The organism is Streptomyces albus subsp. chlorinus (assembly GCF_013302895.1).
Lineage (GTDB): Bacteria > Actinomycetota > Actinomycetes > Streptomycetales > Streptomycetaceae > Streptomyces > Streptomyces chlorinus.
Genome location: NZ_VJOK01000001.1, coordinates 3,452,859 through 3,464,024, shown reverse-complemented (window position 1 = coordinate 3,464,024; position 11,166 = coordinate 3,452,859). Strand labels below are relative to the sequence as shown.

Annotated in this window: 10 protein-coding genes; 3 read left to right on the top strand and 7 right to left on the bottom strand. The window is 71.0% G+C overall.

All coding sequences use genetic code 11. From position 1 onward, the window contains the following. Positions 1-121: 121 nt before the first annotated feature. The 5 genes from FM076_RS15445 to FM076_RS15425 all read right to left on the bottom strand — a co-directional run bounded on the left by FM076_RS15445 (position 122) and on the right by FM076_RS15425 (position 7,065). Positions 122-1,705, bottom strand: a complete 1,584-nt coding sequence (locus FM076_RS15445) for a hypothetical protein (protein WP_173871220.1) — start codon at positions 1,703-1,705, stop codon at positions 122-124. A 56-nt stretch (positions 1,706-1,761) separates the two neighbouring features. After that, the gene (locus FM076_RS15440) at positions 1,762-3,201 is read right to left on the bottom strand and encodes an ATP-binding protein (RefSeq protein ID WP_173871218.1); all 1,440 of its coding nucleotides are present in this window, start codon (positions 3,199-3,201) and stop codon (positions 1,762-1,764) included. Between the two features lie 90 nt (positions 3,202-3,291). Further along, positions 3,292-4,857, bottom strand: coding sequence for an SCO6880 family protein (locus tag FM076_RS15435; protein ID WP_173871216.1), 1,566 nt, complete (start codon positions 4,855-4,857; stop codon positions 3,292-3,294). Continuing rightward, a complete protein-coding gene (locus tag FM076_RS15430; RefSeq protein ID WP_173871214.1) occupies positions 4,854-6,200 on the bottom strand; it encodes a hypothetical protein in 1,347 nt (448 codons plus the stop codon). The genes FM076_RS15435 and FM076_RS15430 overlap by 4 nt, the downstream gene beginning before the upstream one ends. Beyond that, positions 6,190-7,065, bottom strand: a complete 876-nt coding sequence (locus tag FM076_RS15425) for a hypothetical protein (protein WP_173871212.1) — start codon at positions 7,063-7,065, stop codon at positions 6,190-6,192. Before FM076_RS15425 ends, FM076_RS15430 begins: the two co-directional genes overlap by 11 nt. Before the next feature lie 220 nt (positions 7,066-7,285). Between FM076_RS15425 and FM076_RS15420 the strand changes: the two genes are divergently transcribed. Next, entirely contained in the window at positions 7,286-7,585 is a 300-nt protein-coding gene (locus tag FM076_RS15420) for a YiaA/YiaB family inner membrane protein (protein ID WP_173871210.1), read from the top strand. Positions 7,586-7,764: 179 nt separating this feature from the next. Here the strand turns inward: FM076_RS15420 and FM076_RS15415 are convergent, their stop codons facing one another. Beyond that, on the bottom strand, positions 7,765-8,412 hold the full coding sequence (locus tag FM076_RS15415; RefSeq protein ID WP_173871208.1) for an O-methyltransferase: 648 nt from the start codon (positions 8,410-8,412) through the stop codon (positions 7,765-7,767). A 54-nt stretch (positions 8,413-8,466) separates the two neighbouring features. After that, positions 8,467-8,775, bottom strand: coding sequence for a hypothetical protein (locus FM076_RS15410; RefSeq protein ID WP_016472248.1), 309 nt, complete (start codon positions 8,773-8,775; stop codon positions 8,467-8,469). Positions 8,776-9,265: 490 nt separating this feature from the next. Between FM076_RS15410 and FM076_RS15405 the strand changes: the two genes are divergently transcribed. Both FM076_RS15405 and FM076_RS15400 read left to right on the top strand, forming a co-directional pair. Then, positions 9,266-10,246: a bifunctional lytic transglycosylase/C40 family peptidase gene (locus tag FM076_RS15405; RefSeq protein WP_345945028.1), complete on the top strand. Its 981-nt coding sequence runs from the start codon at positions 9,266-9,268 to the stop codon at positions 10,244-10,246. Between the two features lie 320 nt (positions 10,247-10,566). Continuing rightward, positions 10,567-11,166: phosphatase PAP2 family protein (locus tag FM076_RS15400; protein ID WP_173871206.1), on the top strand; the 600-nt coding region annotated here is incomplete at its 3' end.

Below are 11,166 nucleotides of genomic sequence, written 5' to 3'. Positions count from 1 at the left end.
TGCCGGGTTTTCTCGGCCCCTCCGGGCTCCCCTTTCGAGTTCCCTTCGAGGGGGCCGGGAAGACTTCCTCACGCGCAGGAGGAAGGTCGCCACCGCACCGTCAGCAGTCTCGGCACCGCCGTCAGCGCATGGTGTCCAGCAGCAGGACCGTCGTCAGTGGTGGGTCGAGCCGGCCGTCAGATGACCGTGCGGCCATGCGGCGGCCGTGCTCGACCACGCTCTGGGTGAGCGCGTTGAGGAGCGGAAGCACCTCAGGATCCTCGCCCACTACGTAGAGGCTGCCCGCTTCGGCGATGAAGGATTCCAGGGCGATCCGATCGGCCCGCTCGGCGGAACACGCGTTGCGGACATGCAGCTGCCCCAGCGGCGCCAGGGCGCGGCGGATCAGTGCTACCGCGTCCGCGCGGAGCTGCGGGTGGCCGGAGAGCACCGATTCCAGTTCACCCGCGGCGCCAGCAGCGGCCTTGGGGTGCGTGCGGAGTGTGCGTACGGCGTCGGCTGTCTGAGTCGTCGCCAGGGACCAGCGGTGCACCTCGCGGAACGGGCGCTTCTCCAGGGCGGCGGCGTGCAGCCAGCAGCGCAGCATGGTTTCCGCGGTGGTGTGGATCGTCGCGTCGATGGGGCGCGGGGAGCGCAGCGGGGCCAGGAGGGCGCTCGCGCGGGCGGCGGCCGTCGGACTGTCCGCACAGCCGTGGTGCGGTGACCAGCGCAGCCGGTCGGGGGTGTCGCAGGCGTGCGTGGGGTCGAAGAGGTGGACGGGGCCCAGCTTGGCGCGTGCCGCCTTGGTGGCGGCCCACAGGTCCGGGGCGGCGGAGGCGACGAGGACGGCGCCCGGGGCCTCGATGATCCGGGCGACGGGGTCGTCCTCATGCGGCGTCCCGGCGGCGGCCTGGGGTACGCCGATGGGCAGCGGCTGGACCGTTCCCGTCTCACCTGGCGGGTGTTCCGTGGGGGGCCGAGTCCACTGCGGTGACGGTGTCGGCACCGTCTTCGATGCCCCGGAAGCGCCTGGGGAGGGCGGCACAGGAGCCGACTCGGAGGGCGCGTGCGGGGCGTGGCCCCTCGCCAGCGGCATCTGCGGTGTCTGCGGCATCTGCGGTGTCTGTGCCGGTGCTGCCGGGGGTGGTACCGCGGCTGGGAACGGACCTGCGGTCGGGGGCGGGAGCGTCTGCTGTGCTGTGTCCGGGGCGTCCGGGGCGTCCGGGGTGTTCAGGGTGTGGGGGTTCTCCGGGGTGGGCGGGGTTGCCGGCCTGTCGTGGAGCGGGGCGTGCCCCTGGCCGCGCGCCAGCCGCCGGGCCTTGCGTACCGCGCGGGCGCGGGCGACCGTGCCCATCACGAAGACGGTGAGGACCACCAGCACCATCACCTGGCTGAGGAAGATGCCCCAGAACAGGCCGTAGCCCGTCAGTTGGCCGGGTGGGGTGTCAGGCCAGGCGCCCTTGATGTCGTGCGGCTGGGTGACCAGCTCGCGGACGGCCAGCGGGGTGCGGGAGAAGGTGACGCCCTCCGGCCAGGCGCCGTGGGCGAAGAGGCCGGCCAGGCCGGTCGCCGTCCACACGAAGACGGTGAGGCCCAGGAGGAAGGCGAGGGAGCCCACCAGGAGACCGTCGGGTACGCCTCCGCCGCCCCCACCGGCCGCGCGGCGCGGCCGGTGCGGGTCGTGGCCCGGGTGGCGGAGGCGGTGCTCGCGGTCGTCGTATGGCATCGGCACCGTCATTCAAGCGGGGGCCGGGGGTTGCGGCAAGATCCCCTTCGGCCGGTTCACGCCACGGTGGAGCCGGACGGGGGGCCGGAGGGGGAGCGTTCCATCGCCATGGCGCGGGCCTCGGTCTCGGCTTCGAGGTCCGCGTCGAGGGTGGCGTCGAAGGGGGAGAGGGCGGCCTCCCGGTCCGAGGAACTCTCCGTCATGGCACGGTCGGTGAAGACGAGGGGGCGTTCGGCCTCGGTGACGAGGTGTTTGACGACCTGGACGTTGCCGTTGACGTCCCAGACCGCGATACCGGGCGAGAGGGTGGGGATGATCTCGACGGCCCAGCGGGGCAGGCCCAGGACCTTGCCGGTGGCGCGGGCCTCGTCGGCTTTCTGGGCGTAGATCGTCCGGGTGGAGGCCATCTTGAGGATGGCGGCGGCCTCGCGGGCCGCCGCGCCGTCGACGACGTCGGAGAGGTGGTGGACGACGGCGACGAAGGAGAGGCCCAGGCGGCGGCCGAACTTCAGCAGGCGCTGGAACAGCTGGGCGACGAAGGGGCTGTTGATGATGTGCCAGGCCTCTTCCACGAGGAAGATCCGCTTGCGGCGGTCGGGGCGGATCCAGGTGTGCTCCAGCCAGACGCCGACGATCGCCATCAGGATGGGCATGGCGATGGAGTTGCGGTCGATGTGGGAGAGGTCGAAGACGATCAGCGGCGCGTCCAGGTCGATGCCGACGGTCGTCGGCCCGTCGAACATGCCGCGCAGGTCACCGTCGACGAGGCGGTCGAGGACGAGGGCGACGTCCAGGCCCCAGTCGCGGACGTCGTCCAGGGCGACGTTCATCGCCTCGGCGGCCTCCGGTTTGGGGTGGCGCAGCTGTTCGACGATGTCGGTGAGGAGCGGCTGCCGGTCCTTCGTGGTGGCGTTGACGTAGGAGTGGGCGACCTTGAGGGCGAAGCCGGAGCGCTCGTCCAGGCCGTGGCCCATCGCCACCTCGATGATGGTGCGCAGCAGGGCGAGCTGGCCGGTGGTGGTGATGGCCGGGTCCAGCGGGTTGAGGCGGATGCCCTGGTCGAGGGCGGCGGTGGGGTCGAGCCGGATGGGGGTTATGCCCATCTCCTCGGCGATGAGGTTCCACTCGCCGACGCCGTCCTCGCCCTGCGCGTCCAGGACCACGACCTGGCGGTCCCGGAACCTCAGCTGGCGCAGCACGTACGTCTTCTCCAGCGCGGACTTGCCGTTGCCGGACTCGCCCAGCACCAGCCAGTGCGGCGCCGGCAGCTGCTGGCCGTAGAGCTGGAAGGGGTCGTAGATGTAGCCCTTCCCGCTGTAGACCTCGCGGCCGATGATGACACCGGAGTCGCCGAGGCCGGGAGCGGCCGTCGGCAGGTAGACGGCCTGGGCCTGTCCCGTGGACGTGCGGACGGGCAGGCGGGTCGTCTCCGTCTTGCCGAACAGGAAGCTGGTGAACGCTTCGGTGATGGCGGTCAGGGGATCGAGCGCGGCCATGCTGGCTACCTCCGGCCTGGAGCGGCGGTGCGGGGGTGGAGCGGCGGTACGGCGACGAGGCGGTTGTCTCTCATGCGGGGGCGGGCCTCCTCAGCGCCGGATGCCGGTGGCGAAGGGGAGGGTGTTGACGAAGGCGCGGTGGTGTTCGCGGTCGCACCACTCCAGCTTCAGATAGCTCTTGCCCGCCGAGGCGCGGATGGTCCGCTTGTCGCGGGCCAGTGCCTCCGGCGAGCGGGAGGAGACGGTGATGTAGCCGACGAGGTTGACGCCTGCCGCGCCCGACGCCAGGTCCTCGCCGCGCTGGTCGACGCGGCCGTGCGCGGCGATGTCCCGCGGGTCCACCGTGCGGTTCATCTTCGCCGAACGGCTGGCCTCGGCCTCGTCGTTCGTTTTCTCCGTCAGCATCCGCTCGATGGCCAGCTCGGTGGGCTCCAGATCCATCACCACGGCGACCGTGCGGATCACGTCCGGGGTGTGGACGAGGAGCGGCGCGAGGAAGTTGACGCCGACGGGCGTCATCGGCCACTCCTTGACCCACGCGGTGGCGTGGCACCAGGGGGCGCGGGTGGACGACTCGCGGGTCTTCGCCTGGAGGTAGGTGGGCTCCATGGCGTCCAGCTCGGCCGGCCAGGCGTTGCGCTTGGACATCGCCTGGATGTGGTCGATGGGGTGGTCCGGGTCGTACATGGAGTGGATGAGCGAGGCGAGCCGGGCCTGGCCCAGCGGCTGGCGGACCCGGATGTCGGCCTCGGTGAGGCGGGCGCAGATGTCGGTCAGCTCGCGGGCCATCACTATGGCCAGCCCCTCGTCGCGGGAGAGCTTGCGGCCCGCGGTGTGCCGGGCCGCCTTGGCGATGGTGGCGCCCTCGGTGGCCAGTTCGCGGGTGTAGTGCATGCAGGCGACCAGGTAGGCGCGGTGCTGTTCGCTGGAGGTGGAGACCATTGACAGCAGCTGGTCGTAGGAGGAGCGCAGCCAGGGCGCGGAGCGCTCGTCGCCGCGCTGGGCGACGTCCTTGGCGTGCGCGTCGGGGTCGGCGGGCAGGGTGCGGGCCAGCATCTGGAGCCGGGTGACGTAGCCGTCGCCGTTCGCCACGTGCTTGAGGAGGGTGCCGAACCGGTCGACCAGCGCCTCCTGGTCCTCGCTGTCGCGCAGGCCCACGCCGGGGCCCTCGATCTCGATGGCGGCGGTCACGGTCCGCCGGTCGGCGTGCAGCAGGACGGCGATCTCGTCCGGACCGAACGGGGCCGACAGCCAGTTGATACGGCCCACCCCGGGCGGCGGGCCGACCTCCACCTCACGGCCGTCGAGCTTCGTGCCCGCCTCGACGGCGTCCGAACGGTAGGACGTACCGCGGCGCAGCAGCCGCTTGTAGGAACGGTTGATCTCGAACCACCTGTAGTACGTACGGCCCTTGTACGGCACGTACACCGCGGCGAGTGCGAGCGCCGGGAAGCCGACGAGGGCAGGGATACGGAGGGAGAGAACGGGGATGAGCAGGCCGCTCATCATCCCGAGGAACGCGCCCACCACGATGAGGGCGATCTCGCCCGTCTCGCGGTTCTTGCCGACGATGGCGTTCGGGCGGGCCTTGCCGATCATGTACGTACGGCGCTGGGTCGGCAGGCCCGACCCCGCGGTGTGGGACGGAGTGGTCATCCGCGGTCACCTCCGGAGGGCCTGGGCCGGGACGGGTTCGCGCGGCTCGTCCCGCCCGGGGCGCTCGGGCGGGGCGGGCGAGCCGAGTGGGGTGTGGTGGCGGCCGGAGCCGCCGGAGCGGACGGCGGGCGGGGCACCGCCTCGTCGGGGGCGGCACCGCCGCCCGAGCGGCCGCTGTGGGCGGCCACACCGCCGGTGACAGCGGCACCGGAGGGCTTGCCCCCGCCGGTGGCGGACGCCGTGGCCGCGGGGCTCTGGCCGCCGCCGCGTCCGCCGTGCGTGGTGATGCCCTGGCGCACCAGCGCGGCGGGCGAGGAGACGACGGCGGCGGCACCGCGGGACGAGGCGCGGACGGCGTTGCGGTGGCTGGCGATGTCGTCGCCGAACCCCGGGACGAAGCGGTAGATCATCGCGCTGGCGAAGATGGCCAGCAGGATGATGGCCAGCCCGGAGACGACGGCGGAGACCGAGTCCGGGCCGTCCCCGCCGGCGAGCGCGCCCGCGAGACCGAGCACGATCACGATCACGGGCTTCACAAGGATCACAGCGATCATGATGCCCGCCCAGCGGCGGACATGGCCCCACAGGTTCTTGTCGACGAGGCCGGCGTAGACGGCGGTGCCCAGGAGCGCGCCGACGTACAGCAGTGCGGCCCGCACCACGAGTTCGAGGTAGAGCACCCCCGCCGCCAGCACGGAGACCAGCGAGACGACGATCAGCATGATCGGGCCGCCGCCGATGTCGTCGCCCTTCTTCAGCGCCTCCGCGAACGTCCCGAAGAACTTGTCCGTCTTGTCGGAGGTGCCCGAGGCGATGATGTCGGTGACGGAGTCGGTGGCCGAGACCACCGTGTAGAGGATCAACGGCGTGAACGCCGAGGCCAGCACCGTCAGCCACAGGAACCCGATCGCCTCGGTGATCGCCTCCGTGAACGGCACCCCGCGCACCGCCCGCTTGGCCACCGCCAGCAGCCACAGCGTGAGGGTCAGGATCGTCGAGGCGGCGAACACCACGGCGTACTGCCGCAGGAACTCCGTGTTCGTGAAGTCCACCTTGGTGGAGGTGTCCACCAGCTTCGCCAGCTTGTTCACCGTCCAACTGGCCGCTTCGGCACAGCCTTTGGCCAGGGAGGAAAGGGGGTCGGTGGGGTCGGTGGCGACGCTGGGGGCGCTGTCGGAGCCGCCACCGCCCTCTGAGTCGCAGAATTCTCGCGAGGGTCCGGGAACATTGGAACAGTCATCATCCGGCTCCGCCCATGCCCGGGTGGCGAGCAGGACTCCGATGGTCTGCACGCCGGCCAGGGCGGCCCCGACGGTGACCGCACGGCGTCGATTAGCGGGCATAGGTGAACCCTCCGAACCCATCCACTGCGTCAGCCATCTCCTCAGCCGGCGAGGCCGCTTGGTCCTTGCCGATCGGCGTGGGGCCGTCCTTCTGCTTGAGGCCGGTGACCTTCCAGTCGCCGTCCGACCAGGTCATGTCGAAGGTATTGGTGTACCAGCTCTCGCTGACGGGCCGTTTGGACCCTTCCCCGGCCAGACCGAAGAGCGACGAGTACCAGACGGCGACCTTGGCCTTGTTCTCGTCGTACTTGATCACCTTGGCTCCGACGGGTGTCGCGCGGGAGACGAAGGCCGTCCCCTTGGGGGCTTTGCCCTCTTCGTCAAGTCCCACCTTCCCGAGGAACTTCCGGCTGCCGTAGGTCTTGTCCAGCTCGGCCTGACGTTCGTCCGCCACGCCGGGTGCGTAGACGGCGTCGATGATGGTCTTCCGCTCCGCGGCCGAGAACATGCCGTCACCGCCGAGCGCGACCACATAGTTCGCCGCCGCGCTCTGGGCCCCCTCCCTGGTGTGGGGGAAGCCGGAGGGGATGGCGCCGGGGCCGGTCTTCACAGGTTTTTCACCTGAGGGGGCGGTGGGCTGGGTCCTGGAGCCGTTGTCGCGGCTGCCGGCGGCCGGGCTGTCGCCGTCGGAGCCGCCGTCCTCTCCGCCGCGGTTGGCGAAGGCGATGGCGGCGATCAGGAGGACGACCACCGCGACGACCGTGACCATGCTGCGGCCGGGCCGGGTGGGCGGACGGCCGCCGCTGCCGCCGATCTCGCTGCCCGGCAGGCGTGTTCGAGTGGTGGCCGGGCTGCCCTCTGGCGCGCCGGGCGCGCTGTCGCTCGTGCGAGTACGCCCGTCGTACTCGTCGCCGCCGATGTTCATGCCGGGCTGGCCCCCTCGACCTTCGTCGCTCAACTGCCGTCACTGCATTGTCCCCTCAGATGACGGTAGCGGTGTCCCGGCGCGCATGTGCCGTGTGCAAGCGGGGTGGACGGCAGCATTTCGAACATGATCCTGGTGCGCCCCCCTGCTCAGGGCGGTCTGTCGCGGTTTGAGTATGTGTACCCATGCGCGAGCCGCGTGGGTGCGGGAAGCTCGCGCCATGACTGAGGTGACTCCTTCCGTGCAACGCCCCACCACCACGGCGTTCTTCGTGCAGTCCGCCATCGCCTTCGGGGTGTCCCTGTTCGCGCTGCTCGTCGGCATCGTGCGGCTGCCGGTGGGGCAGTGGGAGCGCGCGTTCCTCGGGCTCGGGCTCGTCTTCGTGGTCTCCTCCGCGTTCACGCTGGCCAAGTGTGTACGGGACCGGCAGGAGGCGTCGGAGGTGACCAGCCGGGTCGACAAGGCCCGCATCGACAAGCTGCTGACCGAGGTCGATCCGTTCGGCCAGGGCAAGGGGTGACGGGGGTGCCCGCGCTCAGCCGAAGCGGGTCGCCTCCAGCCACGGGTCCAGCAGCTCCCGGTCGCCGAGCACGTCGACGCGGGGCTGTCGGGCGGCAGGCGACGTCGGCCTTCGCGTGCGCGCGACGCCTGATGAGAGCCGGGGGGAGTGCGGGCCGGACCTCTCCCGGGGTGCGGTGGTTACGGGAGCTTGCGGGCCAGTGTCACGCCGTCGCGCAGCGGCAGCATGACGGACTGGACGCGTTCGTCCGCGGTGACGGTGTCGTTGATCCGGCGGATGGCGACGTCCGCCGGATCCTGCGCCTCCGGGTCCACCACGCGGCCCGTCCGCAGGACGTTGTCCAGGGCGATGAGCCCGCCGGGCCGCAGCCGGGTCACCAGTTCCTCGTAGTACGTGGGGTAGCCGACCTTGTCCGCGTCGATGAACGCGAAGTCCACGAACGGCTCCCGGGGAAGCGCCCGCAGTGTCTCGGCGGCGGGGGCGAGGCGCAGGTCGATGCGGTCGGTGAGGCCGGCGCGCTCCCAGTAGCGCCGGGCGACGGCGGTCCACTCCTCGGAGACGTCGCAGGCGATCAGGCGGCCGTTCTCGGGCAGCCCGCGGGCGATGCAGATCGAGGAGTAGCCGGTGAATACCCCGACCTCGACGGCGGTGGTCGCGCCCGTCAGCCGTACGAGCATCGTGAGGAACTCGCCCTCGTCGTGCGTGATCTGCATCGTCGTGCCCGGGACGAGTGCGTGGGTCTCCTCGACCAGGTCGCGGAGGAGGTCGTCGGCGGGCGTGCAGTGCGCCAGCAGGTAGTCGTCGAGGGCGGGGTTCACGATGGCCATGGGGCTCCTCGGGGGACGGGCGCGCCGTGCGCGGGACGGGCGGCCGGGCGGCTGCTAGACCGCCATGCCGTACACGATGGTGAAGAGGGTGCCGAGAGAGCCGATGATGAACACGCCGGTCAGTCCCGCGACGATCAAACCCTTGCCCTGCTCCGCGCTGAAGGTGTCCCGCAGCGCGGTCGCGCCGATCCGCTGCTTGGCCGCGCCCCAGATGGCGATGCCGAGGCAGAGCAGGATGGCCACCGCCATGATGACCTCGATCATCACGCGCGCCTCGTGACCGAGCGAGCCGAACGGCCCCCAGTCCGGAGCGATCCCGCCGATGATGGTGGTGATATCGCCTTTGTCAGCCGCCAAGAACATGGAGAACTCACCGCCTCGTTTCGGGTTTGTCTCAGACGGATTGTGCCATGGTCCGGTGACACGGGGAGTGCCGCGCTTGCCCGAAGTGCGCCCGGTTGGAGGCCTTTTACCGAGCGGAGGGACTAACGGTTCTCCGCGGTGGCCGTACGGCGCGGTCGGGAGCGGTACGCCGAGCGGTACGGGAGTGGCGGGGATGGCGCGGTTGGCCGGAGTGGCACCTGTACCGACAAGGCGCCCACGTCTGCACCGACGAGGCAGCCACGCCGGCATCTGCACCGGTGCCGGCCTCTGCACCGGGGGGGGCGGCACGGAGGCGGGGTGGCGTCCCTCCGTGCGCCGTTGACGCGCCCACTGGTGTCGTTCGGGGGCGGGGCGTGCGACGCGTTCACCTCCGCGCCCTCTGTCCACCGTTCCGCTCCGGCGCTCGTCCTGGAATGATGTGACTTGTTGTCGCGTGGTGAACTGGTGACCCCTGGGGGAGGGTTGGGGCGTGCGCCGTAGAAAAGTGTGGCTGCTGGCGATCGGCGGCGGAGCAGGGGTGCTCTCGCTGTTCGTCGCGCTGCTCGTGGTAGGCACCTATGTGGCCTCCGCCGGCCTGCTGGGAGGCGCGGGCGGCGTGGTGGGGCTCGCGGAGGGTTCCGTCCCGGCGGCCTACGCGTCGCTCGTCAAGAAGTGGGGCAACGCGTGCAAGGCCCTCAACCCGGCGATCCTGGCGGCCCAGCTCAACCAGGAGAGCGGCTGGAACCCCCACGCGCAGAGCCCGGCCAACGCGCAGGGCATCGCCCAGTTCATCCCCGGCACCTGGGCCACCCACGGCCTGGACGCCAACGGTGACGGCAAGAAGAACGTGATGGACCCCGAGGACGCGATCCCCTCGGCGGCCAGGTACGACTGCAAGCTGGCCGAGAACGTCAAGGGCGCCTCGGGCGACATCACGGACAACATGCTCGCCGCCTACAACGCGGGGCCGTACGCGGTCATCAAGTACGGCGGGGTGCCGCCGTACAGCGAGACGAAGAACTACGTGGCCACCATCCGCAAGATGGAGAAGAGCTTCGCCGCGCCCACCGGCCGGCTCAGCCCCACCAAGCAGGGCGCGGGGGCCATCAGCTTCGCGCAGAGCAAGCTGGGCACGCCGTATCTGTGGGGCGGCAACGGTACGCCGGAGCAGGGCGGGCGGTTCGACTGCTCGGGGCTGACGAAGGCGGCGTACAAGAGGGTCGGCATCGAGCTGCCCCGGGTCGCCAACGACCAGTACAACACCGGCCCGCACCCCAAGCGGAGCGAGCTGCTCCCCGGGGATCTGGTCTTCTTCGCCAACGATCTCACCAACTCGCGCTCCATCCACCACGTCGGCATCTACGTCGGGGGTGGCAAGATGATCAACGCCCCCTACACCGGAGCGAAGATCAGGTACGACCCGATCGACACCCCGGACTACTTCGGGGCGACCCGGCCGACGGCGAAGTAGCCGTCGGCGCAGGGGCCGGCGGTGACGGGGCCGCCGGCCGGACGGCGCGGCGCGGACACGTGGCACGGGTGCACACCCAGCGTCCTGGTTTGTGCGCGCAGGGCGAGGGTTGCGTCAACAATCCGTGAGGCATAGGCCCTGAGCTGCGTCTATGGGTCACCCTTGGGTAACGTCCTGGTGATCGTTCGGTAAGAACGGAACGCTTCACCTGCCGCAGCGCGTTTTTCCCTGCGGAATGGAACTTCCGCACCGCGACCACGGGGGGTCGTCAGCGCAGATCCAGCGATGAGCACACAGCCGAAGTGAGGGGCCGCACCGCGATGGCACTCTGGGACAACCCTGATGTCGAACTGCTCTATGACATCAACGGCCTGGCCAAGGACGCGCCGACCTGGGCCGACCGGATCATGGAGTACGTCGGCGAGTACGGCATCGCCGTGGGGCTCGTCCTCCTGGCCCTGTGGGCCTGGTGGGGAGTCACCCGCAGGCGCGAGAGCCGGGACGAGGCGCTGAGCGGCTTCGCCGGGCTCGTCTGGGCCCCGCTGGCGGCCCTCGTCGCACTGGCCGTCAACATCCCCATCCGCGGCTTCGTCGAGCGGCCGCGCCCCTTCGTGGACCACAAGGGCGTGGAGGTCCTGGTCCAGGGCAAGACCGACTTCTCGTTCGTGAGCGACCACGCCACGCTCACCATGGCCATCGCCGTCGGCATCTTCATGGTCCAGCGCAAGCCCGGCCTGGTGGCGATCGCCCTGGCCGTGCTGGAGGGCTTCTGCCGCGTCTACATGGGCGTGCACTACCCCACCGACGTCGTCGGCGGACTCGCGCTGGGCACGGCCGTCGCCCTGCTGCTCGCGCCGGTCGCCATGTGGGCGCTCACCCCGGTGGTGCGGGCCGTCGCCGGGAACGCGCGGATCGAGACG

What these genes read in the sequence shown, in the direction of transcription:
- FM076_RS15430 (WP_173871214.1), bottom strand. Translation starts at nt 6,200, where the DNA reads ATGCCCGCTAATCGACGCCGTGCGGTCACCGTCGGGGCCGCCCTGGCC.
- FM076_RS15425 (WP_173871212.1), bottom strand. Translation starts at nt 7,065, where the DNA reads ATGAACATCGGCGGCGACGAGTACGACGGGCGTACTCGCACGAGCGAC.
- FM076_RS15435 (WP_173871216.1), bottom strand. Translation starts at nt 4,857, where the DNA reads ATGACCACTCCGTCCCACACCGCGGGGTCGGGCCTGCCGACCCAGCGC.
- FM076_RS15440 (WP_173871218.1), bottom strand. Translation starts at nt 3,201, where the DNA reads ATGGCCGCGCTCGATCCCCTGACCGCCATCACCGAAGCGTTCACCAGC.
- FM076_RS15420 (WP_173871210.1), top strand. Translation starts at nt 7,286, where the DNA reads ATGACTGAGGTGACTCCTTCCGTGCAACGCCCCACCACCACGGCGTTC.
- FM076_RS15445 (WP_173871220.1), bottom strand. Translation starts at nt 1,705, where the DNA reads ATGCCATACGACGACCGCGAGCACCGCCTCCGCCACCCGGGCCACGAC.
- FM076_RS15410 (WP_016472248.1), bottom strand. Translation starts at nt 8,775, where the DNA reads ATGTTCTTGGCGGCTGACAAAGGCGATATCACCACCATCATCGGCGGG.
- FM076_RS15415 (WP_173871208.1), bottom strand. Translation starts at nt 8,412, where the DNA reads ATGGCCATCGTGAACCCCGCCCTCGACGACTACCTGCTGGCGCACTGC.